General features: G+C 60.4%; 21 protein-coding genes and 1 pseudogene. 14 read left to right on the forward strand and 8 right to left on the reverse strand.

The window, feature by feature from the left end; genetic code table 11:
- Nucleotides 1–5 precede the first annotated feature (5 nt).
- Complete coding sequence (locus LT42_RS16095; RefSeq protein WP_037015002.1) at nt 6–980, forward strand: 2-hydroxyacid dehydrogenase; 975 nt, start codon at nt 6–8, stop codon at nt 978–980.
- A 661-nt stretch (nt 981–1,641) separates the two neighbouring features.
- Here the strand turns inward: LT42_RS16095 and LT42_RS16100 are convergent.
- Entirely contained in the window at nt 1,642–2,541 is a 900-nt protein-coding gene (locus tag LT42_RS16100) for a DMT family transporter (RefSeq protein WP_037015005.1), read from the reverse strand.
- A gap of 134 nt (nt 2,542–2,675) precedes the next feature.
- Between LT42_RS16100 and LT42_RS16105 the strand changes: the two genes are divergently transcribed.
- The 6 genes from LT42_RS16105 (at nt 2,676) to LT42_RS16135 (ending at nt 8,945) form a co-directional block, all read left to right on the forward strand.
- Nucleotides 2,676–3,548: a helix-turn-helix domain-containing protein gene (locus tag LT42_RS16105; RefSeq protein WP_037015007.1), complete on the forward strand. Its 873-nt coding sequence runs from the start codon at nt 2,676–2,678 to the stop codon at nt 3,546–3,548.
- 1,382 nt (nt 3,549–4,930) lie between these two features.
- On the forward strand, nt 4,931–5,350 hold the full coding sequence (locus tag LT42_RS16110; protein WP_037015010.1) for an HPF/RaiA family ribosome-associated protein: 420 nt from the start codon (nt 4,931–4,933) through the stop codon (nt 5,348–5,350).
- A 518-nt stretch (nt 5,351–5,868) separates the two neighbouring features.
- Nucleotides 5,869–6,198, forward strand: coding sequence for a DUF3509 domain-containing protein (locus tag LT42_RS16120; RefSeq protein WP_037015016.1), 330 nt, complete (start codon nt 5,869–5,871; stop codon nt 6,196–6,198).
- 242 nt (nt 6,199–6,440) lie between these two features.
- The gene (locus LT42_RS16125) at nt 6,441–6,785 is read left to right on the forward strand and encodes a YXWGXW repeat-containing protein (protein ID WP_037015019.1); all 345 of its coding nucleotides are present in this window, start codon (nt 6,441–6,443) and stop codon (nt 6,783–6,785) included.
- A gap of 272 nt (nt 6,786–7,057) precedes the next feature.
- Entirely contained in the window at nt 7,058–7,951 is an 894-nt protein-coding gene (gene ypfJ / locus LT42_RS16130; RefSeq protein ID WP_037015022.1) for a KPN_02809 family neutral zinc metallopeptidase, read from the forward strand.
- A gap of 4 nt (nt 7,952–7,955) precedes the next feature.
- Complete coding sequence (locus tag LT42_RS16135) at nt 7,956–8,945, forward strand: hypothetical protein (protein ID WP_037015025.1); 990 nt, start codon at nt 7,956–7,958, stop codon at nt 8,943–8,945.
- Nucleotides 8,946–9,070: 125 nt separating this feature from the next.
- On the opposite strand, the gene LT42_RS16140 is transcribed toward LT42_RS16135, so the two are convergent.
- The 3 genes from LT42_RS16140 to LT42_RS16150 form a co-directional block, all read right to left on the reverse strand.
- The gene (locus LT42_RS16140) at nt 9,071–9,670 is read right to left on the reverse strand and encodes an HAD family hydrolase (protein WP_037015028.1); all 600 of its coding nucleotides are present in this window, start codon (nt 9,668–9,670) and stop codon (nt 9,071–9,073) included.
- Nucleotides 9,667–10,536: an acyl-CoA thioesterase II gene (tesB, locus tag LT42_RS16145; protein WP_037015031.1), complete on the reverse strand. Its 870-nt coding sequence runs from the start codon at nt 10,534–10,536 to the stop codon at nt 9,667–9,669. The genes LT42_RS16140 and tesB overlap by 4 nt, the downstream gene beginning before the upstream one ends.
- Nucleotides 10,537–10,661: 125 nt before the next feature.
- A complete protein-coding gene (locus LT42_RS16150) occupies nt 10,662–11,225 on the reverse strand; it encodes a GNAT family N-acetyltransferase (protein ID WP_037015034.1) in 564 nt (187 codons plus the stop codon).
- Between the two features lie 126 nt (nt 11,226–11,351).
- Between LT42_RS16150 and LT42_RS16155 the strand changes: the two genes are divergently transcribed.
- Both LT42_RS16155 and LT42_RS16160 read left to right on the forward strand, forming a co-directional pair.
- Entirely contained in the window at nt 11,352–12,269 is a 918-nt protein-coding gene (locus LT42_RS16155; protein WP_037017386.1) for a histone deacetylase family protein, read from the forward strand.
- Between the two features lie 256 nt (nt 12,270–12,525).
- Nucleotides 12,526–13,764: a TIGR03862 family flavoprotein gene (locus LT42_RS16160; RefSeq protein ID WP_037015037.1), complete on the forward strand. Its 1,239-nt coding sequence runs from the start codon at nt 12,526–12,528 to the stop codon at nt 13,762–13,764.
- Nucleotides 13,765–13,786: 22 nt separating this feature from the next.
- Here the strand turns inward: LT42_RS16160 and LT42_RS16165 are convergent, their stop codons facing one another.
- Together LT42_RS16165 and rclC are read right to left on the reverse strand one after the other, a co-directional pair.
- A complete protein-coding gene (locus tag LT42_RS16165) occupies nt 13,787–14,962 on the reverse strand; it encodes an acyltransferase family protein (protein ID WP_052075301.1) in 1,176 nt (391 codons plus the stop codon).
- Between the two features lie 282 nt (nt 14,963–15,244).
- On the reverse strand, nt 15,245–15,826 hold the full coding sequence (rclC, locus tag LT42_RS16170) for a reactive chlorine resistance membrane protein RclC (RefSeq protein ID WP_037015041.1): 582 nt from the start codon (nt 15,824–15,826) through the stop codon (nt 15,245–15,247).
- A gap of 271 nt (nt 15,827–16,097) precedes the next feature.
- Here rclC and LT42_RS16175 point away from each other — a divergent pair, with 271 nt between their 5' ends.
- From LT42_RS16175 to LT42_RS16185, 4 genes and pseudogenes are all read left to right on the forward strand, one after another.
- Nucleotides 16,098–16,484: a hypothetical protein gene (locus LT42_RS16175; RefSeq protein ID WP_081955403.1), complete on the forward strand. Its 387-nt coding sequence runs from the start codon at nt 16,098–16,100 to the stop codon at nt 16,482–16,484.
- Between the two features lie 263 nt (nt 16,485–16,747).
- A pseudogene (locus LT42_RS26565) lies at nt 16,748–17,815 on the forward strand (methyl-accepting chemotaxis protein); the annotation flags it as partial.
- A gap of 141 nt (nt 17,816–17,956) precedes the next feature.
- Entirely contained in the window at nt 17,957–18,670 is a 714-nt protein-coding gene (locus tag LT42_RS26570) for a methyl-accepting chemotaxis protein (RefSeq protein WP_420806909.1), read from the forward strand.
- A gap of 175 nt (nt 18,671–18,845) precedes the next feature.
- On the forward strand, nt 18,846–19,637 hold the full coding sequence (locus tag LT42_RS16185) for a substrate-binding domain-containing protein (protein WP_037015048.1): 792 nt from the start codon (nt 18,846–18,848) through the stop codon (nt 19,635–19,637).
- A 717-nt stretch (nt 19,638–20,354) separates the two neighbouring features.
- On the opposite strand, the gene LT42_RS16190 is transcribed toward LT42_RS16185, so the two are convergent.
- The gene (locus tag LT42_RS16190; RefSeq protein ID WP_276209540.1) at nt 20,355–20,822 is read right to left on the reverse strand and encodes a metallophosphoesterase family protein; all 468 of its coding nucleotides are present in this window, start codon (nt 20,820–20,822) and stop codon (nt 20,355–20,357) included.
- A 3-nt stretch (nt 20,823–20,825) separates the two neighbouring features.
- Nucleotides 20,826–22,031 (reverse strand): MFS transporter, encoded by a 1,206-nt coding sequence (locus LT42_RS16195; RefSeq protein ID WP_037015051.1) that lies wholly within the window; start codon nt 22,029–22,031, stop codon nt 20,826–20,828.
- A gap of 347 nt (nt 22,032–22,378) precedes the next feature.
- On the opposite strand from LT42_RS16195, the gene LT42_RS16200 reads away from it, so the two are divergent.
- The gene (locus LT42_RS16200) at nt 22,379–23,083 is read left to right on the forward strand and encodes a hypothetical protein (protein WP_152597681.1); all 705 of its coding nucleotides are present in this window, start codon (nt 22,379–22,381) and stop codon (nt 23,081–23,083) included.
- Nucleotides 23,084–23,123 lie beyond the last annotated feature (40 nt).

Here is a 23,123-nt window from a genome sequence, read left to right on the forward strand (position 1 = left end):
ATCCGATGAAAAAGACCGTCCTTGCCTTCAGCCGCGTGTCCCCGGAAATGGCCGAGCGCCTGCAGCAAGACTTCAATGTGATCATCCCTGACCCGAAAAAGGGTGATCTCAACGAGCAGTTCAACGACGCCCTTCCCCACAGCCACGGCATGATTGGCGCCGGACGCAAGCTGGGTCGCGAACAGCTGCAAAGCGCGACGCAACTGGAAGTGGTCTCGAGCATTTCGGTCGGCTACGACAACTACGACGTCGGCTACCTCACCGAGCGCGGCATCATGCTGACCAACACCCCCGACGTGCTGACGGAAAGCACCGCAGACCTGGGCTTCTCGCTGATCATGAGCAGCGCCCGCCGCGTCGCCGAACTGGACGCCTACACAAAGGCAGGCAACTGGAAGCGCAGCATCGAAGCGCCTCATTTCGGCACGGATGTCTACGGCAAGACGCTGGGCATCGTCGGCATGGGCAACATCGGCGCAGCGGTTGCGCGTCGCGGTCGGCTGGGTTTCAACATGCCGGTTCTGTACAGCGGCAACAGCCGCAAGACTGCCATCGAACAGGAGCTGGGCGCGCAGTTTCGTACCCTCGATCAGCTGCTGGCCGAGTCGGATTTCGTCTGTCTGGTGGTGCCGCTCAGTGAAAAAACCAAACACATGATCAGCACGCGAGAGCTGTCGCTGATGAAGAAGAGCGCGATTCTGGTCAACATCGCCCGTGGACCGATTGTCGACGAGCCTGCGCTGATCAAAGCCCTGCAGGACGGCACGATTCGCGGCGCCGGGCTGGATGTCTACGAGAAGGAGCCACTGTCCGAATCGCCGCTGTTTGCGTTGAGCAACGCCGTGACACTGCCGCACATTGGCTCGGCGACGGACGAAACCCGTCAGGCCATGGCCGACCGCGCCTACGCAAACCTGCGTGCCGCGCTGCTGGGCGAAAAGCCGCAGGACCTGGTAAATGCGCAGGTGTGGAAGGGGTAAGCGCCGCAGTTGCTGATGGTCGTTCCCACGGTCCCCGTGGGAATGCCGCCCCCGGCGCTCCGTGCATGTCCGTTTGCAACACAACCACAGAAACCGGCTTGCTGGCGCATTTTCGGCCTGCAACACGACCGTAGGAGCCGGCTTGCGCTCCGCATTTCCGGCCTGCAACACGACTGTAGGAGCCGGCTTGCTGGCGAACGCGCGAGACCATTCACCCCGGCAGCGACTGACCGGCCGCATTCGCCAGCAAGCCGGCTCCTACAGGTTTTGGTGTCATTTTGAGGGCCCATGATTATTCCCTCGGCCCTATGCGAATACCGCCCGGCGCTGCGCATTTTCGACCTAAAACACGACCGTAGGAGCCGGCTTGCTGGCGCATTATCGGCCTGCAACACGACCGTAGGAGCCGGCTTGCTGGCGAACGCGTCAAACTATTCACCCCGGCAGCGTCTGACCGGCCGCATTCGCCAGCAAGCTGGTATCTACAGGTTTTGGTGTCATTTTTGAATGCCCATGATTGCTCCCGCGGCCCCCGTGGGTATGCCGCTCCCGGCGCTCCGCGCCATTTGAAGAAGATGACGCGCAGCGTCACAGGCTGCATTCCCACGCGGAGCGAGGGAACGATCAGTGTCGCCCCGGCGCTTTTCACCAACCCCTCCTCTCAGGCCAGTTTCGCATCCACAGGCACCGCCACCCTTGGCTTTCTGAACACCAACACATTTCCCGCCATCACCAGCACCAGCCCCATCAATGCCGGCGCCGTCCATTGGTACCCTTCGGCGAACGCCGAGACGTTCAACGCCACCACCGGGAACAGCACGGTGCAATAGGCGGCGCGTTCCGGTCCCATCCGGCCGACCAGGGTGAGATACGCGGTAAAGCCGATCACCGAACCCGGAATCACCAGGTACAGCAGCGAGCCGATGTATCGGGCATTCCATTCAAACGCGAAGGGCGTGCCGCTCAGTAGGCAATACACGCAAAGCATGGTGGCGCCGTACAGCATGCCGTAGGCGTTGGTCGTCAGCGGGCGTAGCCCGGATTTCTGTTGCAGGCTGGAAAGCATGTTGCCGGCAGAAAAGCACAGAGTGCCGAGCAGGGTCAGGGCCAGGCCGATCAGCGTCTCGCGACTGGCGCTGTGCCCTGCCATCTCTGGCCAGAACAGACACGCCAGACCGATCAGACCCAGGGTGCCGCCCATCACCACATTGCGTGCGATCTGCTGCTTGAAAAATATCCGCGCATTGAGCGCGTTCCACAGCGTTGCGGTGGAGAACACCACCGCCACCAATCCGGTTGGAATCCACTGACTGGCGGTGTAGAAGCACATGAAGTTGATGCAGAAAAGGCAAAGGCCCTGCGCGAGGCAAATGAGCTGCCCGCGACGATTGACCTTTTGCAGTTTCCCGCTGACGAGCAACAAGGCGAAGATGATCAGCGCGGCCAGGGCGAATCGATAGACGATCGATACCGGTATGGCGACTTCGCCCAGTTGCAGTTTCAAGGCGATCCAGGTCGTGCCCCAGATCAGGACGGTCAGCAAGTACAGCGTGATGTTCATGTCAGGCTCCCCAATGAGGCCTTAGTCTGGCGTCGCGCTGCCATGCTCACTTGCAGAAACTTGCGCATTTGATCGCGCCCCCGCAGGCAGCCGACCGTTCTCGGCGTAGGATGCGAGCGGCAGAGGAGCCGTCCATGTCGTCACTCGAAACCATCCAGGTCTTTCAATCGCTGAACAGCTCGCCCCACGCGCAGCTGGAAAAGTGTGCCTCCCTGGGTGACGGGGTCATGGCAGCGCTGTGGAACAACCGTCATGACGCGCAGAACTACCATGCCCCGACGCACCACACTCTGTCGTGCTACGTCGGCGGTGGCACGGGAACGTTTCGCCGCGATCAGCCCGATAAAAAAGGCGCGCCCGACAAAATCTGCACGCTACCGGCCGGCCATCAGTCTTCCTGGGTGGTCAACGGCGAAATTCGGCTCGCGCATTTATACGTCAGCCCCGAACAGTTCGCGCTCAACTGCGTCACGCTGCTGGACCGTGAGCCGCGCCAGCTGGCGTTGCAGGAGCGCACGTTCATGGATGATCCGCTGCAGGCCGAGCGCTTTCATCGTCTGATCGGGATGAACTGGAACGAGCCCGGTGAACGCATGCTCACCAGTAGCCTTGCCCATGAGTTGCTCGACGACATGGTGTTGCGCCAGGTAGGACTGCGCGAGGGTCTGCGCCTGAAGGGTGGACTGGCGCCGCACCTGCGTCGTCAGTTGGTTGATTTCATTGAGTTGAATCTGGCCGAGCCGCTGAGTCTTGGGCAGCTGGCGGGGATGTGCGCGCTCTCGGAATACCACTTCGCCCGGATGTTCCGCGAAAGCTTCGGGCTGCCACCCCATCAATACCTGCTGGCCCGACGCCTCAACCGCGCCCGGGAGCTGCTGCGTTCCACGCGCAAAGCGTTGGGTGAAGTCGCCCTGGAATGTGGATTCGCCAGCGCAAGCCACTTCAGCAATCGGTTCAAGCAATCGGTAGGCGCCACGGCAGGCGAGTACCGCGCTGCGTTTGAGTAGCAGCGCCTCCCCAATTGGCGTGCTCACCGCTGCGCTACCCCAAAGGCCAATTTGCAGGTGCGAGCCGGATGGTGGTTGACCCGCGAGCCCGGCACGACCATCGCGTCGACTCACGACCTGGTGTCCCAAGCGTGGGCTGGCCTGCTAATCGCCTGTCTGCGGAAAACGCAAAACTGTAGGAGCGCGCTTGCCCGCGATTGCATTCCGTCAGCCAACCCATCCGTAGCTGGGCCACCCTATTCGCGGGCAAGCGCGCTCCTACAGGTATCTGAACAAGCAAGCCCGGCACGACCATCGCGTCGACTCACGACCTGGTGTCCCAAGCGTGGGCTGGCCTGCTAATCGCCTGTCTGCGGCAAACACAAAACTGTAGGAGCGCGCTTGCCCGCGATTGCATTCCGTCAGTCAACCCATGCGTAGCTGGGCCGCCCTATTCGCGGGCAAGCGCGCTCCTACAGGTGTCTGAACAAGCAAGCCCGGCACGACCATCGCGTCGACTCACGACCTGGTGTCCCAAGCGTGGGCTGGCCTGCTAATCGCCTGTCTGCGGCAAACGCAAAACTGTAGGAGCGCGCTTGCCCGCGATTGCATTCCGTCAGCCAACCGATGCTTTGCTGGACCACCCTATTCGCGGGCAAGCGCGCTCCTACAGGTGTCTGAACAAGCAAGCCCGGCACGACCATCGCGTCGACTCACGACCTGGTGTCCCAAGCGTGGGCTGGCCTGCTAATCGCCTGTCTGCGGCAAACACAAAACTGTAGGAGCGCGCTTGCCCGCGATTGCATTCCGTCAGCCAACCCATCCGTAGCTGGGCCACCCTATTCGCGGGCAAGCGCGCTCCTACAGGTGAGGTGCCTGGACCCGCGAGCCAAGCACAACCACCCCGTCGACTTCACGACCCGGTGTCCGAAGCGTGGGCAGGCGTGCTAACCGCCTACCTGGTATGGGCTGGAACGCTAACCACCTACCTAGGCTGGGCTGTCGCGCTAACCACCTACTTGGCGTGAAGCTCTAGGGCTAATCGCCTGTCTGCGGCAAACGCAGAACTGCAGGAGCGCGCTTGCCCGCGATTGAAAGGCGGATCAATCATGGTTCAGGCAGGAAGACAGCGCGAAGCGCGAGGGCAATATCAATGATGAATATTGCCATGTGCAAGAACCGCATCAACCGTTGGTCTGACACAGCCTCGCCAACCGCCATGCAGCGGGTCAGCGAAACGGCCCGTAAAACCGGACACGTCGTTTGAGTTCCCGGATCACGGAAATATATTCTGCGGAACAGGGGCTTGAATTGTTGAGCGATCGGCGCCAACACTGTGATTGAGGGCAGACGAAACCATGTCGTCAGGACTCTCCCGAGCAAGCCAAAGTAAGGGAAGAACTATGCAAATCCAGGTCAACAGCGATAACCACATCGAAAGCAGCGTCCGTCTGGAGGAGTGGGTACGAACCACAGTTGAAAGCACGCTCGAACGTTATGAAGAAGACCTCACCCGCGTTGAAGTCCACATCAGCGACGAAAACGGTGACAAGCCCGGCCCGCACGACATCCGTTGCCAGATGGAAGCCCGGCCCAAAGGACACCAACCTATTTCTGTCACCCACAAAGCCGATTCGCTGGATCAGGCAGTGGATGGCGCAGCGGTGAAACTTGATCACGCCCTGGAGCATCTTTTCGGCAAACTGCGCAACAAGCGTGGCGCGGCCCCGGTGATCGAGAGCGACCTGGATGACGAGCCTGTCAGTGCGGACGCATTGCTCGAAGAAGAATTTCTTGAGAAGGATGAGGCGTTGCACGGCTGATGCATCGCTGATGAGCCAGTGATGGCTGACGAAGGGCGGACCTGACAACAGGTCCGCCTTTTTATTGGGCGTTTTTCAGGCTTCGTAGACTCACTCTGAAGTCCCTTGGATGAATCCTCCAACGGCGCCCTTTAAGAAAGCGCCGCGCGCAGTAATGGTGCTCTCCCAAAAACCGACTTGGCCATGCGCCAGCACTCAGCGACTGGCTGCGGGGCAAGCGCGGGTGTTTACCGGCCGCTTGCATGCCCGCACATCGCAGGATCTCTGGATTCGGCGCCTCGTGGCCCAAACCCTGCAAGGTTGTATCGTCGAGGTTACAGACCTGCTGGAGGCCGCTGTTTTCGGGCCTGGCAGGCAGGGCTCGCTCAGCCGGAAGACGAGTCAGAGGCCCAATGAGTGATATCACCGCTAACACGCGAGGGCGGTCAGGGCAGGCATTTTCTACCGTTGATCGGCTTCGAGAACTAAAGGGATTCGCCCTCAGTCAATTTATGCAGACCGCCAACAGGTAACAGGCCATGGACAACCCTTTTCAACTGATCACCGATGCGTTTCACCCCGCCTACCGGGTCAACTTGAGTATTCAAGGTCTGGACGGGACCATCATGCTGACGCTGTCCAACGAATCAGGGGTGGTTGCCAAACGCCTGATCAGCGCTGAACAGCGCAACTCGCCCAAGCGTCTGCAACGCCTGATCGAAAGCATCCAGTTTGGTATAGCCATCGAGCAGGGCCACAGCGCTATCAAGATCCTGGCCGCGATGACCGACGGCGACGTCAAGCAGCTTGCCCCGCCACCTGCGAAGACCCCATTTCTCGGCCGTCCTCAGCTAAACGCCAGTCTCTGAAATCCGGACGCATGGAATGAGGCGCCTTCCTGCGCCTCTCCAGCGTAACCGCTGCCTGTCTTCCTGATGCGCCTACGCTGACCCGCCCACCGAACACTTCGCCCCGTCTCGCTCGTCCCCCTAAAAGCCCCGCCGATTCAGCCCCCAGACAGAAAGCACCTGTTACAACAGTTATGTAGCACGCTGGCTGCCATGTCCTGAAACGATGGGGCAGCAGAGTCTGACGAGTCTGAGGTGACGATATGTCTTTACGTTACATAGCGCTGATTGGCGCGCTGGCCCTGGCCACCGGTTGCGTGGAAGAGAGAGTGGTGTACGAGCGACGCGTGGTTGATCGCCCGCCGCCACGCGCCGAATACGTTGAAGTCGTCGCCCCGCAGGCGCCGCCCGTTCGCGTCATCGAAGAAGAGCCAAGCCCGCGCCCCGGCTACATTTGGTCACGCGGTTACTGGCGCTGGAACGGCAATCGGTATGTTGCCGAGCACGGGCACTGGGAGGCCGTCCGGCCGGGCTACCGCTACCAGCATCCCTATTGGGAGAGCCGAGGCGATGGCTGGCATTACCATGTTGGAGTGTGGGTGAACTGACCCAGGCCCTGAAACGAACTGCCCCGGTAAAACGGGGCATTGTTTTGTCCGGTCGCCTGGCAGTGATGCCTGGGCAACTGTCGGTCCGGTGGCAAGCGGGCGTTGACGACAGGGCTGTTTTTGCGACGCTTTCCGGCCAGGCTACACATGTCGCCCTTACTCGCACCGAATGCCCGCGAACTATTGCCCCTCCTCTCCTCTCTTAGTCCAGCAAGCAAGACGGCGCACTCCCGCCGTCTACACTTCCTACACGATCAAGAGAGGAATCCGCCATGTTATGGAAAAAAGGACGTCGCAGTGACAACGTCGTGGACGCACGCGGCGATACCGGAGGTGGCGGTGGCGGCGGGATGCGCATTGGTGGCAAGGGGCTGGGCCTTGGTGGCATCGTGATCATCGTCGCGATCGGTCTGCTGACCGGTCAGGACCCGATGCGGATTCTGGGCGAGATCACCGGGCAGATGGGTTCGGAGCAGACCGCAGCGGTCAATCCGCAAACGCGCCAGGCGCCGCCGGCCAATGACGAGCAAGCCGAGTTCGTGCGCGCAGTACTGGGCGATACCGAGGACACGTGGCAGCAGGTGTTCCAGCAAAGCGGCCAGCAGTACAAGGCACCCACGTTGATCCTGTTCAGCGGCCGGGTGCAATCGGCCTGCGGTTCTGCGTCATCGGCAAGCGGGCCGTTCTACTGCCCGGCCGATCAGCGTGTCTATCTGGACATGGAGTTCTTCCGCGAAATGAGCCAACGCTTCAAGGCAGCCGGGGATTTTGCACAGGCCTACGTCATCGCTCACGAAGTTGGCCATCACGTACAGACCTTGCTGGGGGTTTCGGATAAAGTTGACGCCGCCCGTCAGCGCGGCATGCGCATGGAAGGTGACAACGGTTTGCTGGTGCGTCAGGAGCTGCAGGCTGACTGCCTTGCGGGCGTTTGGGCCAACAACGCACAAAAGCGTTTGAACTGGCTGGAGCCCGGTGATATTGAAGAAGCGCTGAACGCCGCCAACGCCATTGGCGACGACCGCTTGCAGCAACAGGGTCAGGGCCGGGTCGTGCCGGACTCGTTCACCCACGGCACGTCTGCCCAGCGTGTGCGCTGGTTCAAGACCGGTTTTGCCCAGGGCCAAATCAACCAATGCGATACCTTCGCCGCCAAGAGCCTCTGATCACATGATGAAACCGCTTTCGATCCTGTTGTTGGGCACCCTGATGAGCCTCAATGCTCATGCTGCGGATCAGGCGGTTAAATCGATCAGTCCCGATCGGCTGCAGATCAACGGGACGACTCAGGCCACCCTTGGCCTGAGTCAGAACTGGGTTCATCCCAGCCCGCAGGTTCAGCGGGTGGTCATCGTCTTTCACGGCCGGCTGCGCAACGCGCAGACTTACCTGCGTAGCGTGGAGCGCGCCGCCAATCAGTCCAGGCAGCGCTCGAAAACGCTGCTGATCGCGCCGCAGTTTCTCGACGAAAAAGACATCGCCGCTCACCGCCTCCCTGATGCAGTGCTGCGCTGGCACGCCAACGACTGGATGGCGGGCGAAAAATCCCTAGGCGCCAAGCCGGTCAGTTCGTTCGTCGTCATCGACCACATTCTCAAGCGGCTGAGCGACAGCAAGCTGTTCCCGAATCTGAAAGAGATCGTGATCGCCGGCCATTCCGGCGGTGCTCAGGTGGTGCAGCGTTACGCAATGATCGGTGGCAAGGAAGATGCGCTGCTCAAGAAGGAAGGCATCAAGTTGCGTTACGTGATCGCCAACCCTTCGTCTTATGCGTACTTCGATGCAACTCGCCCGATGCCGGTCGATGCCGCCACCTGTCCGACCTTCGACACCTGGAAATACGGCCTGAACAAGTTGCCTGCCTACGCTGGCAAGGAAACCCCGGCCGAACTTGAAGCGGCGTATGTGAAGCGCGACATCACCTACTTGCTGGGCGAGCTGGACACCGATCCGGAACACCCGGCGCTGGACAAGGACTGCGGCGCCGAAGCGCAAGGTCCACAGCGTCTGGCCCGCGGCCACAACTATTTCGACTACCTGAGCAAGCGTCATCCCGAAGGCTTGAATCAGCGCCTGGTTGAAGTGAAAAACGTCGGGCACAACGGCGACGCGATTTTCACGTCGCCGGAAGGGCAAATGGCGTTGTTCAAGGCCAATTGATATCTGTGAGGCGATAGTCGGGCCGGCTTCAGGCGGGAAGGGGCCGGTGCGTACACCGCCAATTTTGTGGTGAATGGCCGGACGCTTTCCCGGCTAAAGCCGGTCCTACTCTGAACGTCGCGGCATCAGCCACCCGGGCCAATCATCGCCTGCAACGCCGTGCAATCGGCTGCATGCCAGTCAGTCAATTGCGGCCACGGGTTTTGCGGAGTGTTGACCAGGACAGTCTGAGCGCCGGCCTCGCGACCGCATGCCAGATCAAACTGATGGTCTCCGACCATAACCATGTCTGCAGGCTGCACGTCCCAGGCGCGCGCAAGCTTCAGCAGGCCACCGGGATCGGGCTTGGGCGCTGCCTCGTCACGGCCGAGTACATCGGCTATCGCGAAGCAATCAGCAATGCCGATTGCCTCAAGGGTCACGTGTGCAAGCTCCCGGGCGTTGCGGGTCAGGATGCCAAGGCAATAACCGCGCCCTGCCAGTTCCCTGACCAGCTCCACCGCGCCTTTCGCGGGTTTGGACGCCAGCGCCAGGCCACGCTCGTGCTCAAGCAGCCACCGATGTTTGGCCGCCGAGACATCCGCCGGCAGCGCGGCGAGATGACCCAGAATGTCGTCCTCCTGGGGTATGTCCAGCGCCCTTTTAATGGCCGCGAAGTCATGCACGGCCAGGGTCAGCGTGCCGTCCATGTCGAACACCCAATGGCGTATCCGCGCCAGACTCATGACCAGTCCTTGCGATGGCGAATCAGGCCTTCCTGGCTGACTGAGGCCACCAGCTTGCCGGCGCGGTTGAATACGCTGCCGCGAGAAAACCCGCGCGAGTTGCCGGCCCATGGACTGTCCATCGCGTACAGCAGCCATTCATCGGCGCGCAGCTCGCCGTGGAACCACAAGGAATGGTCGAGGCTGGCGATCTGCATATCCTTCTGCCAGACCGTTTTGGCATGGGGCAGCAGCGAGGTCGTCAGCAGATTGAAGTCCGAGGCATAAGCCAGCATGTAGCGGTGCAACGCCGGGATATCGGGGAGCGTGCCGTCGGCGCGAAACCACACGTACTTCACCGGGTCCGCAGGCTTTGGGTTGTAAGGATCGGACTGAGTGATGGGCCGAAACTCGATAGGCTTGGGGCACAGCAGCTTGTCCTTCATGTGCTCGGGAATCAGGTGCTCGCGTTGCCGCACCAGTTCAAGCTCGGACGGCAGGTTTTCCGGGCCCACCACCTGCGGCATCTGCGTCTGATGCTCGAAACCCTCTTCGTCGTACTGGAAGGACGCGCTACAGGTGAAGATCGGGTGGCCCTTCTGAATGGCTGTCACCCGGCGAGTGCTGAAACTGCCGCCATCGCGCACGCGGTCCACCTGATACACCACCGGCAGATGAGCATCACCAGGGCGCAGAAAGTAACCATGCAGCGAGTGCACATGGCGCGCGTCTTCGACCGTCTTGCTCGCCGCCGACAACGACTGGCCCAGCACCTGGCCGCCAAACAGCTGACGAAAGCCAAGGTCCTGGCTGCGCCCACGGAAGAGGTTTTCTTCGATCGGCTCCAGGCTCAACAGCGACACCAGATCATCCAGCACGTGGCTCATTCAGGGTTCCTCATACGGTCGTCTCGCCAACCGTCATCATCAATCAGGCCAAGCGCACCAAAGATGGGCGCACAGGAAGTTGGGCGAAATGATACAGAGGTTTGGCGCGTGATTCGCGTGGTGGCTTACAGGGTGGCCAGCCAGCCCTGCCGGTTGATCCGGTACAACACGTGAGCGCGCAAAGGATGCCCGTTGGGCAGGTGCGGGTGATCGAAGTTGTCGGCGGGGTCATTGCGCATGCCAATGGCCTGCATGACCTTCTGCGACGGCAGATTGCTGACTGCCGCGAACGCCACGATTTCATCCAGATCGAGGTGTTCGAAACCGGTGCCAAGGACATTCCAGGCCGCCTCGCTGGCGTAGCCCAGCCCCCAATGCTCACGCGCCAGACGCCAGCCGATTTCCACTGCCGGGCTGAATGGCGCCTCAAACCCCACCACACTCAACCCGGTAAAGCCGATGAATGCTCCGGTGTCCTTGCGTTCAAGCGCCCACAGGCCGAAGCCGTACTCGGCGAAATGCCCGCGCACGCGGCCGATCAGCTTGGCGCTCTCCATTCGGCTCAGCGGCTGTGGAAAATAACGCATGACCTGTGGATCGGCGCACATCTGTGCGAAGGCCGGCAAATCATCATCTCGCCACTGACGCATCAACAAGCGCGCGCTTTCGAGCTCAAGAATCGGCCCCATTCCTTGTGTCCCTCTCGCCTCGCCTTTCAAAATGCCCGTCCGACGACGAATGCCGCACAGGCAAATCGCTGTGCGGTGACCGTCGGAAATGGCAAGATTCGCTCTCGAACCAGACGCGTGCGCATGATGCCCCTGCCCCTCATTTACCACGAAGATTACAGCCCGGACTTTCCGCCCGACCATCGCTTCCCGATGGACAAGTTCAGGCTTTTGCACGACCACCTTATCGACAGCGGCCTGACCACGGATGCTCAATTGTTTCGTCCGCAAGTCTGCCCAACGGACATCCTCGCCCTGGCTCATGACCCCGGGTACATCGAGCGGTACATGGGCGGCGACCTGTCGCGTGAGGATCAACGTCGACTTGGCCTGCCCTGGAGCGAAGACCTGGCCCGACGTACGGTGCGTGCGGTGGGTGGCTCGCTGCTGACCGCCGAGCTGGCGCTGCAACACGGGCTGGCCTGTCACTTGGCGGGCGGCACCCACCATGCGCACTACGACTATCCCGCCGGTTTCTGCATCTTCAACGACCTGGCAATCGTCAGTCAGTACCTGTTGCAGAGCGGACGCGTCGACCGGGTGCTGATCTTTGATTGCGATGTGCATCAGGGCGACGGCACTGCACGGATCCTTGAGCACACCGAAGAGGCGGTGACCGTCTCGCTGCACTGCGAGAAGAATTTCCCGGCGCGCAAGGCGCAAAGTGATTGGGACATTCCACTGCCGATGGGCATGGGCGACGACGACTACCTGAAGGTGGTGGACGACACGCTTAATTATCTGCTGCCGTTGTACCGGCCCGATCTGGTGCTGTACGACGCCGGGGTGGATGTTCACCAGGATGATGCACTGGGCTATCTAAAAATGACCGACGCTGGCGTTGCACGCCGCGACGAGGCAGTGATCCGCCATTGTCTGGGCCGGGACATTCCGGTCATGGGCGTAATAGGCGGCGGCTACAGCAAGGACCGTCAGGCCCTGGCTTGCCGCCACGGGATCCTGCACCACAGTGCCCAGCGCGTGTGGGTCGAACGAGGGCTTTAGGCGCCACGGCAAGGTGTAGGCGCCACCCCCGGTGGCTCCCACAAAGCTGCAAACCCGAGCTGAAGCCAAGCCAAGTTACCCACATCCCCTGTGGAACCGCCTGTGGATAACCTGAGCGCAAGGCTGGCATGCCCTGAGAACACTGGCCCTCGCGAGGGCTGTACGTTTTTTGATCAAAAAGTTTTCCACAAGCGATCGCTCGTCGTGAAGCTCAGGTAGAATGCGCGCCCCCACCTTGCCAACGCTCGAACCGCCGATGACTTCAGACGCCCCCTCACGCAATCAGACTGTCGCCATTATCGGCGGCGGCCCTGCTGGCCTGATGGCTGCCGAAGTGCTGAGCCAGGCCGGCTATAAGGTCGATGTCTACGACGGCATGCCCTCGGTCGGGCGCAAGTTTCTACTGGCGGGTGTGGGCGGCATGAACATCACCCACTCCGAACCGTCGCCCGCCTTCGTGTCGCGTTACGCAGAACGCGCGTCGGCGATCGCGCCCATGTTACGAAGCTTCGGCGCGCAGGCTCTGTGCGACTGGATTCACGGCTTGGGCATCGAGACGTTCATCGGCAGTTCCGGTCGAGTGTTCCCCGCAGACATGAAAGCCGCACCGCTGCTGCGTGCCTGGCTCAAGCGCTTGCGTGAAGCCGGTGTCGTTATCCACACGCGCCATCGCTGGCTGGGCTGGAATGCCGACAGCAGCCTGCGGATTGCAACACCGGATGGGGAAATCGCACTGACTCCCGCCGCCACACTGCTGGCGTTGGGTGGAGCCAGTTGGGCGCGGCTGGGTTCGGATGGCGCGTGGGTGCCGCTGCTTGAGCAACGCAGTGTTTGCGTGGCCCCCTTGCAGGCGGCCAACTGTGGGTTTGAAGTCGATGCATGGAGCGAACTGCTGCGCAGCAAGTTTGCTGGCGCACCGCTGAAGAACGTAGCCATGGGCCTGGGAGGTCAGCCTCTGCGGCTGGGTGAGTGCGTGGTGACGCAGACCGGCGTCGAGGGCAGCCTGGTTTACGCTTTGTCCGCGCGCATTCGGGAGGCCATCAATCAGTCCGGTTCGGCCACTGTCGAGATCGATCTGTTACCCGGCAAAACACTGGCCGAGGTGCAAAGGGCGTTGAGCAAACCGCGTGGCTCGCGCTCACTGTCCAAGCACCTGCACAGTCAGCTCGGCATTGATGGCATCAAGGCCGCGCTGCTGCGAGAGCTGGCCCCAGCCGCAACCTTCACCGACCCGGCCCTGCTGGCATCCGCGATCAAAGCTTTGCCGCTGACGCTGATCAGGCCACGGCCGCTGGATGAAGCCATTAGCACCGCCGGTGGAGTAACGTTCGAAGCGTTGGACGAGCAAATGATGATCAACGCGCTGCCCGGCGTATTTTGTGCCGGCGAGATGCTCGACTGGGAAGCGCCCACCGGTGGTTACCTGCTCACCGCCTGCTTTGCCAGCGGTCGCGCGGCAGCACTGGGAATGGTCAGCTGGTTGCGCAGCTCGTAAGGGTCGCCCTTCACGCGCACGTTCACGCCGCACGATCGATTTGCGGCTCCAAAGTGCCGGCGATGACTTGGCTGTTTGCCGCCTTGCTTCTGGCTGGGCCAGCAGCCCGCTTGCCCCATTCGACGCCCTTCAGTTCGATGTATGTGTGAGCCAGGGCGGCCAATCCAATGGCCACCAGGGTCACTACCACTACAAACACGTTGTTGCCCAAATGCGAACCGGTGTCCATGAAGCGCTGGCCATCGATCATCGGCGCCATATCGCGGCCGGTGAGTTTCTGCGCCACGATGAACACCGTCGACAGGCAAAACAGCAAGGCGGCGTGGGTCATGTAAATCGAGTAAGAAAGCTTCCCCAGCAGCCTGAAGACGCCGGTCTTCAGGAACGTCGAGACCCAGCCGGCCTCGAAGGCGAACAACAGCACCAGCCCGCAGAACGTCACGCTGGCGATCGGCGAACGGTTCTCGAAGTCGTTCATCACCATCCAGTAACCAATGCTCAGCGTCACCACTTCCAGCACCGTCATGAGCCAGCGCACTGGCACGAAGCGGTCGCGGATCAGCAGATAAACCAGATAGGTGATGTTGCCGGCAAAGAAGCAGGAAAGGCCGAGCATCGCACGCCAGACCAGCGGTTCGTTTCCGGTGAAGATCATGGTGAAGGCGATGACCGCCATACAGGCGAACAGCAGAAAGCGGCTTCTCAGCGAGAGCAGGCACAGCCCCCCGAACAGCATGTAGATGTAAAACTCGATGCTGATGCTCCATGACGGGTAGTTGAACGACATGGTTTCGGTCAGCGTTGTCCAGGCTTGCAGCAAGAGCAGGTTGGGCAGTATCTCTGACGGGTCGAACAGGCCGGTGAACGGCACGTTATTCAGGGTGAAGCCTTTTTTGTACGCGGCCCAGCGCACCAGTTCGAAGAGGATAAAGACCAGCAGCATCACCAGGTGCAGCGGGTACAGGCGAAACACGCGGGAGATGACGAAACGCCTGAAGCTGAATCGCGGCTTCAGCCCGTAGGAGTGGGCCAGGACAAAGCCGCTGAGCACGAAGAAGAAGTTGAGCAGGATGTCCGCTCGACGAAAAAACGCCATCTCGATAAAAGCGCCCACGACGTGCAAATGGTAGAAAACCACCAACAGCGCGAAAAAGCCCCTGAAACTGTCTAGCGTGGTAAATCTCTGAACTGATGCCATGACCCAACGTCCTGTCCTGGTAAAAAACGCTCTGCTCCGCCGCGACGTTCCGCGGCGTGTACACGGTAGGGCGTTGGCTGGCGCCTCGATAGTTGAAATATTTCATGTGCGATACAAATATCGACGTAAAGATTGACGCCAAGCTTCGCGATCGTGACTGACCAGTCACCGTACGCGATCATCAGGACAAACGTGCTGCGTGGGCGTCAACGATTTGCTGGCGCCACGGCCTGCATCACGCCCAGCACAAGTAGGGCAAACAGGTCTGTCCTGATTGCCCTCTCAACCGTGCGCCGCGGAGCGTGCGTTCAGCAACTGGCGCGCCGAGTCAGCAATCATCACAACACCGCCGGCCAGCATCAACACGTCCTTGAGCACCAGACGGCCGCCTCCGGACAGGAAAGGAAAGCCAAAATTCGCGTCGCCAAGACTCGAGACCCAAGCCTCAGGCGTGGTGATCAAAAAGGACAGCGTCACGATCGGGGTGAGGAATGCCAGCACTGACCCCACCATCCCCAGTCGCTTCGAGAAGGCGTAAGACAACACCAATAAACCGATCAGTATCTCGACGCTGCCCAGGCCATCGGAGAAGGCATAGGTGTTGTTGCTGACCTGCCACTCACGCTTGGCCGGATCGAGCTGGCCCTCATGAGTCAGGTGTTCCTTGTATTCATGGGGGTGGTTGTAGAAGAACGACATCACCGGGCTATTGGCCACGAATGGCGTGATGCTGTCCGCTTCATAGGGCACAAATTTCAGCGCACCGATCCAGATGAAGATGATCGCGACGCCGACTCTGACCAGGTGAATGCCCAGCTTGTCGAGCCGGGATGCTTTGTGAAGGAGCGTGTTCAAGGTGGTCATGGCGGTAAGTCCTCTGTGTGATTTCAGTGGACTCAGGTTAGGGATTGGGCCTCGATGCGTTACTCGCGATCCGCTCAAGATTTTCATTGATCGTCTCAAGTGGCTGAAGTGGCCTCAGCCCCCGCGCAGACCGACGCCAATCGGCCCTCTGCCAACTATCAATGCCGACGATGTTCGCTACCAATCGTATTGACTTCTGATTAATTCTGCGGCGAGTAACATCACCTCCATACCGAGTCACCCACTCATTAAACGTACTGGAGCAACCCTCATGAAAACCAACAAACTGATCCTTGGCCTGGCCTTCTCTGTTCTTGCCACCAGTGCTTTCGCCCTGCCCGCTGTGGACGCCAGCCACTTCCTGAACGCACCCATCGTTGCCGAGAATGGCTCGTCGCACACCAACATCAACCGAGTCGCCGCTGACGGTGCTGATCGTGTCGGTGCGAACCGTGTCGCTGCTGACGGTGCTGATCGCGTTGGCGCAAACCGTGTCGCTGCTGACGGTGCTGATCGTGTCGGTGCAAACCGCGTCGCCGCTGACGGTGCTGATCGTGTCGGTGCAAACCGTGTCGCTGCTGACGGTGCTGATCGTGTCGGTGCAAACCGTGTCGCCGCTGACGGTGCTGATCATGTCGGTGCTGCTCGCTTGAGCTGATTGAAGCAAGCTCCTCCCCAGCCCGGCCATCGCCCGGGCTTGATTGTTTCTGGACCTTGCGTTTTTGCATTTCCCCCTCGCCTCGCTCGCCTCTTCTCCCTCTGCCTCCCCCTTTCCCGTATACGCCTGTCAGCCATTTCAGACATCGGTTTCAGATTCTTCCCAGTCTGCCGATGCATTCGTACACATGAATGTTGTGCTGGCTTCCATAACAAAAATCTCCAGCTGACGATTTCGCACATTACAAATTCAGGAGAATTGGAATGAACAGCTGGTTTGCAAACATCAGCGTCAACAAGAAGCTGGCCCTCGGCTTCGGCGTTGTACTGGTATTGACTGCCCTGCTGGCCGTGGTTGGCTGGAACAGCTTGGGCAAGATGACCTACCGCAGCGATCGCGTTGCCGACATCAATAAGCTCGGCCAGAAACTGACCGACCTGCGGGTTTCGCGCCTGCAATACATGCTCAGCAACGGCGACACCACCGCTGCACAAAACGTCCAGACCGCGCTTGACGCCTTCAAGGCTCAGCAGCAATACCTGCAGAACACCTTCTCCAATCCGCTCAATGTCCCATCCATCAAGGCCATGGGTGAGCAAATTACCGCGTATCAGTCTTCGCTGAACAAGATGCGTGACGCGTATGAAGTGAGTGCCAAGGTCCGCGCCGACATGGGCGTTGACGCTGTGAAAGCAGCGGATCTGATCGCGGCGATTAACGACGACGTGCTGAAGCTGGATGTGTTCGATGAACGCCGCTTCGACCAATACCAGGCCGTCATCAAAGCCAAAGAAGACGTGATGTTGGTGCGCTACGAAGTGCGCGGCTACACCGCCAACGTTTCGGCCAAGACCGAAGACACCGCCAACCGCCAGCTGACCGCTGCCATTGAGGGCCTCGCCCCGCTCAACGCCATGTTCGGCGGCACCCAGGCCGAGCGCCTGAAGCAGTTGGAAGCATCGCTGAACGGTTATCGCCAATCGGTGCAGGGCTTCAAGGTGGCCACTGACAACATCAACGCTGCGCGCACCGAGATGACCGAGGAACAGAGCGCTATTATCAAACTGTCGCAGCAACTCAATGATCTGCAAATCACCCTCGGCGAAGCCGACAACCAGCAAGCCCGCACCCTGCAATTGGCCGGCACATTGCTGGCGCTGATCCTGGGCACACTGGCGGCGATCATCATCACACGCCAGATCACCCGCCCGCTTCAGGAAACGCTGGCTGTGGTTGACCGTATCGCATCGGGCGATCTGTCCCACAACATGGTCGTCACCCGCAAAGACGAGTTGGGCGTTCTGCAAATGGGCATCCAGCGCATGGGCGCTACCCTGCGAGAATTGATCGGCGGCATTCGCGACAGCGTCACGCAAATCGCCAGCGCGGCAGAAGAGCTGTCGGCCGTGACTGAACAGACCAGCGCCGGGGTGAACAGCCAGAAGGTAGAGACTGACCAGGTGGCTACCGCGATGCACGAAATGTCGGCCACCGTGCATGAGGTGGCGCGCAATGCCGAGCAGGCATCGGTCGCAGCCTCTGCCGCCGACAAGCAGGCACGCGAGGGCGACAAGGTGGTGGGCGAAGCGATTACCCAGATCGAGAAGCTGGCCAGTGAAGTGCTTCGTTCGACCGACGCCATGACCGTGCTGGAGCAGGAAAGCGACAAGATCGGCAAGGTGATGGACGTGATCAAGGCGGTTGCCGAACAGACCAACCTGCTGGCACTCAACGCTGCCATCGAGGCCGCGCGGGCCGGTGAAGCCGGTCGCGGTTTTGCCGTGGTCGCCGATGAGGTCCGTGGTTTGGCGCAACGCACCCAGCAATCGACCGAGGAAATCGAAGGCCTGGTCGCAGGGTTGCAGAACGGCACCCGTCAGGTATCGGAAATCATGCTCAGCAGCCGCAACCTGACCGACAGCTCGGTGGCGCTGACGCGCAAGGCCGGCACGTCGCTGGAAAGCATTACCCAGACAGTGTCGAACATTCAGGCCATGAACCAGCAAATTGCCGCTGCTGCCGAACAGCAAAGCTCGGTCGCCGAAGAGATCAGCCGCAGCATCGTCAATGTGCGTGACGTGTCCGAGCAGACTGCCGCCGCCAGCGAAGAAACTGCCGCCTCCAGCGTCGAACTCGCGCGCCTGGGCAATCAGCTGCAAATGCTGGTCAGCCATTTCAAGGTATAAATCTCATGCGTCTGCGGCAGGCGAAGAAGCGTCTGGCGCAGGCGCTGCGAAGGTGTTGAAGACGAAAAAGCGCAGGCGTATCCGCAATAAAGGGATTTACTGATCCCGCAATTGCCACATACTGCCCGCGCTGTTTTATTTCGTCATATTCATTTCCATCGCCAGGTTTATCTCTATGAAAAGAATTCTGCCTTACCTCCTCAGTGCCGCCCTCTCCTTTGTCCCCTTCTCACTCACTCACGCTGCAACGGCGCCTGCACCGGTGCAACTCATCGTGTTGAGCTCCGGTGGCATCATGGGCGCGTTCAAGGCGGTGGCGCCCGATTACGAGCAGCGCGCGGGCGTGAAACTGCAAGGTGAGGTGGCGCCGTCGATGGGCGCAACGCCCCAGGCAATCCCCAATCGGCTGGCCCGACATGAGCCGGCGGACGTCGTACTGATGGTGGGTGCGGCGCTGGACAAGTTGATCAAGGACGGCAAAGTCGATCCGAAAACCCGCGTTGATCTGGGCAAATCCTACATTGCCATGGCCGTGCGTCACGGCGCACCGCACCCGGACATCAGCACCATGGAAGCCTTCAAGCAAACCCTGCTGAATGCCAGAACCATCGCCTACTCGGACAGCGCAAGCGGCGTTTATCTGTCCCGCGTGCTGTTCAATCAGATGCACATCGCCGACCGCATTCAGGACAAGAGCCACATGATCCCCGCCGAACCGGTGGGCGAAGTGGTTGCGCGCGGCGATGCCGAAATCGGTTTTCAGCAATTGAGCGAGCTCAAGCCGGTCGAAGGCATCGACATCATTGGCCTGATCCCTGATCAGGCGCAGCAAATGACCCTGTATTCCGCTGGCGTCGTGACCCAGAGCAAACACCCGGAGCAGGCCAAGCAGTTTCTGGACTTCCTGAGTTCATCCGCCGCAGCGCCCGCAATCAAAGCCAGCGGCCTGGACCCGATTGCCAAGTAGCGGTAGCTCAGGGACAAATGCGCTGCATCAAAATCGCCTTCGCGGGCAAGCGCGCTCCTACAGTTGATCCGCGCCATACCGACAGCCTTCCGCGTACGCGAAATCCGTTGATCCGGGCAACACCGGCAACCTTCCGCGCACGCGAAATCGATTGATCCGGGCAACACCTGCAACCTTCCGCGTACGCGAGATCCGTTGATTCTGGCAACACCGGCAACGTTCCGCGTACACGAATCTGTAGGAGCCGGCTTGCTGGCGAACGCGGTGAGCCAGACGATAAATGCGTTGCGGCAAAATCGCATTCGCGGGCAAGCACGCTCCTACAGTTGATCCGCGCCATACCGACAGCCTTCGGCGTACGCAAAATCCGTTGATCCGGGTAACACCGGCAACCTAGGCCGCACGCAAAATCCGTTGATCCGGGCAACATCCGCAACCTTCTGCGAACGCAAATCTGTAGGAGCCGGCTTGCTGGCGAACGCGGTGAGCCAGACGATAAATGCGTTGCGGCAAAATCGCATTCGCGGGCAAGCGCGCTCCTACAGTTGATCCGCGCCATACCGACAGCCTTCGGCGTACGCAAAATCAGTTGGTCCGGGCAATACCGACAGCCTTCGGCGTACGCGAAACGCGTTGATCCGGGCAATACCGGCAACCTCCGACGTACCCCACGCGCTCCTGCGCCTGTCTTCAGAGGCGAGACCCGTACACCCGCGATTATTTAAGCGTCAGCTCGATCAACTCGCCGCGCACGTCAGCGCCATCGATGTGCAGCATGCCGACGGTGATCGGCAATTTGAACCGCCTCGGCCCGGCGCTGCCAGGGTTGATGAACAGCACGCCATCGCGCACCTGCTGCAACGGCCGGTGGGAGTGGCCTGTCACGACAACGCGGACGTCATCGGGCAATGGTTTCGGCACGTCGGCCAGTATGTGCGTGGTGTAAATCGCCACCTCACCGATCCGCAACACCGCTTCGTGGGGGACGTCGCTAGCCCAGGCGTCATCGGTATCGTTGTTGCCGCGCACCACCGTCAGCGGGGCGATGGCCTTCAAGGTCTCGAGAATCTCCGGCTTGCCGATATCGCCGCCATGAATGAGGTAATCGCAGCCTTGCAACGCCTCCAATGCCTGTGGGCGCATCAGCCCGTGCGTATCGGAAATCAAACCTACTTTCACCGTCATCGCTTAGCTCCCGGTCGCTTGTGCAGCGGCCTGTCTCGATTGCACGCGTTTCATGCTGATCATCGCCAGCAACGCAACCACGGCGACCAGCGCGGCGAAGAACTCGCCGACATGCTCCAGACCAAATACCCGCACGCTGAAACCGACCGCCACCACCGGCACCGAAATCGACACATACAGCACCACGAAAAAGGCTGAGGTCACGGCGGCTTTCTGATCGGCCGGGCTGCTGGCAGTCACCGCGCCCATGCCGGCGCGCAGGATCATGCCCTGCCCGATGCCCGCCACCAGCCCCGCGACTATCAGCAGTCCCAACTGAGAAGTGGCGATGCTCAGCCCCAGGCAAATCATGCCGGCAATCAGCCCGACGCAGCCGAGCGTCATGTGCCGCGCCTTCGGCAATACCTGCAGCAAGGCCTGGCCGATGATCGAAGCGACGAAAAACAAGCCGATTACCGCGCCGATCAACAATCCGCTTTGCTGATGCATCACGTGGATCATCACCGACGGCACCATGCTGGTGAACAGCCCGGCCACGCTGAAACCCGCCAAGCCCGCGATGGATGCAGAAATAAACACGCTGCGCACCGAGGCCGGCACCGAGGGCTTCTGAATGGTCAGCCTCAGTGTCTGCGGGCGCTGCACGGTCTCACGAATCAGCACCACGCCGAGCGTCGCCAACACCAGCATTGCCAGGTGCACGTAGAACACCAGGTGCAGCGGATCCGTCAGAAACTGCGAAGTGAAACCGGCGAGCAATGGCCCTATGCCGAGGCCGAACATATTGGCCGCCGTTGCCACCAGCGTGGCGTTCTTCCAGGTCTTGGGCGCCAGCTCGATGACCGCAACCGTCGCCGTACCGGTCATGATGCCTGCGCTGAAGCCCGAGAAGAGTCGCCCTATCAGCAACCCGCCAATCGAATCGCTGCACAGGAATATAACCGCGCTGACCGCGCCCATGGCCAAGCCTGCCAGCAGCAGTGGCTTGCGTCCGAGCTGATCGGACCAGCTGCCCACCGCCAGCAGCGCCGCGATGACGCCCGCCGCGTAGATCGAAAAGATGATCGTCAGCCAGCTTGCATCGAACCCGAGGCGCTGCTGATAAAGCGCGTACAACGGGGTCGGCAATGTAGTGCCCACCATGGCGATGAGCAGCGCGCACGCCGCAAAGATGAAATCGCGTGTTGAGGAAGAAGCGGGCAAGGACATGAGCGCACCGGGCACCTGACAAGTGTAGTCAGGCAGTGTCGCCGATACGCGCCGGACGCGGAAGTCCGAAGTTTGAAGGGGCGCGCATAAGCATATTCATCATCACGCTAAACGCTTTGACTTTCACGGCGGGGAGTCATTTGACTGGATGAAGAGTGCCGGAACAGAGGCATTCGGGCGATAAGCGGGCCAATCAGGCGGTGTGAGAAAAGTGCAACACCCAATACAGCAAAAGACTCTTACGGAACTTGAAAATAACTAACCTGATGAACTTTCTCGACGTTTGGCTAACACCGTGCAGTTCTTTAAAGTCCCGCCCTTAATACCCGTCCAGCAGTGAAAATATTGTGAACAATGATCTACAACTTGTGAAATCGGCACTGGCCCGCTTCGGCGTCATGTTGGCGCTTACGCTGTTCAGCGTCGCGATGGTGTTCGTCGACATCTTCATTGCCAAGACCGACATCCTCGAAACCTCATTCACCGAGGTGAGTCAGGAAGTGATGCTGGCGCTGATCGCCGGCCTGTTCTGGCTCTCGGCGCGTGAGCCTGGCCAACGGGGCGTTGGCATCCTGATCGGCGGTTTTTTTGCCTGCATGCTGATTCGGGAACTGGACGGTCTGTTCGACCCGATCAGCCACAGCTTCTGGCTATGGCCGGCGCTATTGACGGCTGGCACCTGTGTCTATCGGGCCTTGGGCTACAAGGGCGCCTGGCGTGACGTGGTTTCGGGACTTGCCCGTTTTTCCGTGCGCCCGGCATTCGGTTTCATCATGGCAGGCCTGTTGGCGTTGATCTTTTCGCGGCTCTTCGGCATGGGTTCGCTGTGGCACGGGATCCTTCAAGAGGGCTACGCGCGCCTGGCGAAAACCACGGTGGAAGAAGGCGTCGAATTGCTGGCTTACAGCATATGCCTCGGCGGCGCACTGGATTATTTTCTGGAACTGCGACGTGACCTGTCGCGCTTTGACGACCTCACCGAACTGCAGATCTCATCGCCGGCCAAAGCCCGGCGTCGCGCCGCTGCGGCGGAGCTGGAACCCACCGTCTAAACAGGGTTTGACGCAAAAGCCAGGCCCCGGCGGAGCATCC

Source organism: Pseudomonas lutea (assembly GCF_000759445.1).
In the GTDB taxonomy this organism is placed as follows: Bacteria; Pseudomonadota; Gammaproteobacteria; order Pseudomonadales; family Pseudomonadaceae; genus Aquipseudomonas; species Aquipseudomonas lutea.

Bases quoted from the DNA above. Each gene is read 5' to 3' on its own strand.
- LT42_RS16095 (WP_037015002.1), top strand. From the start codon at position 6: ATGAAAAAGACCGTCCTTGCCTTCAGCCGCGTGTCCCCGGAAATGGCC.
- LT42_RS16100 (WP_037015005.1), bottom strand. From the start codon at position 2,541: ATGAACATCACGCTGTACTTGCTGACCGTCCTGATCTGGGGCACGACC.
- LT42_RS16105 (WP_037015007.1), top strand. From the start codon at position 2,676: ATGTCGTCACTCGAAACCATCCAGGTCTTTCAATCGCTGAACAGCTCG.
- LT42_RS16110 (WP_037015010.1), top strand. From the start codon at position 4,931: ATGCAAATCCAGGTCAACAGCGATAACCACATCGAAAGCAGCGTCCGT.
- LT42_RS16120 (WP_037015016.1), top strand. From the start codon at position 5,869: ATGGACAACCCTTTTCAACTGATCACCGATGCGTTTCACCCCGCCTAC.
- LT42_RS16125 (WP_037015019.1), top strand. From the start codon at position 6,441: ATGTCTTTACGTTACATAGCGCTGATTGGCGCGCTGGCCCTGGCCACC.
- ypfJ (WP_037015022.1), top strand. From the start codon at position 7,058: ATGTTATGGAAAAAAGGACGTCGCAGTGACAACGTCGTGGACGCACGC.
- LT42_RS16135 (WP_037015025.1), top strand. From the start codon at position 7,956: ATGATGAAACCGCTTTCGATCCTGTTGTTGGGCACCCTGATGAGCCTC.
- LT42_RS16140 (WP_037015028.1), bottom strand. From the start codon at position 9,670: ATGAGTCTGGCGCGGATACGCCATTGGGTGTTCGACATGGACGGCACG.
- tesB (WP_037015031.1), bottom strand. From the start codon at position 10,536: ATGAGCCACGTGCTGGATGATCTGGTGTCGCTGTTGAGCCTGGAGCCG.
- LT42_RS16150 (WP_037015034.1), bottom strand. From the start codon at position 11,225: ATGGGGCCGATTCTTGAGCTCGAAAGCGCGCGCTTGTTGATGCGTCAG.
- LT42_RS16155 (WP_037017386.1), top strand. From the start codon at position 11,352: ATGCCCCTGCCCCTCATTTACCACGAAGATTACAGCCCGGACTTTCCG.
- LT42_RS16160 (WP_037015037.1), top strand. From the start codon at position 12,526: ATGACTTCAGACGCCCCCTCACGCAATCAGACTGTCGCCATTATCGGC.
- LT42_RS16165 (WP_052075301.1), bottom strand. From the start codon at position 14,962: ATGGCATCAGTTCAGAGATTTACCACGCTAGACAGTTTCAGGGGCTTT.
- rclC (WP_037015041.1), bottom strand. From the start codon at position 15,826: ATGACCACCTTGAACACGCTCCTTCACAAAGCATCCCGGCTCGACAAG.
- LT42_RS16175 (WP_081955403.1), top strand. From the start codon at position 16,098: ATGAAAACCAACAAACTGATCCTTGGCCTGGCCTTCTCTGTTCTTGCC.
- LT42_RS26570 (WP_420806909.1), top strand. From the start codon at position 17,957: ATGCACGAAATGTCGGCCACCGTGCATGAGGTGGCGCGCAATGCCGAG.
- LT42_RS16185 (WP_037015048.1), top strand. From the start codon at position 18,846: ATGAAAAGAATTCTGCCTTACCTCCTCAGTGCCGCCCTCTCCTTTGTC.
- LT42_RS16190 (WP_276209540.1), bottom strand. From the start codon at position 20,822: ATGACGGTGAAAGTAGGTTTGATTTCCGATACGCACGGGCTGATGCGC.
- LT42_RS16195 (WP_037015051.1), bottom strand. From the start codon at position 22,031: ATGTCCTTGCCCGCTTCTTCCTCAACACGCGATTTCATCTTTGCGGCG.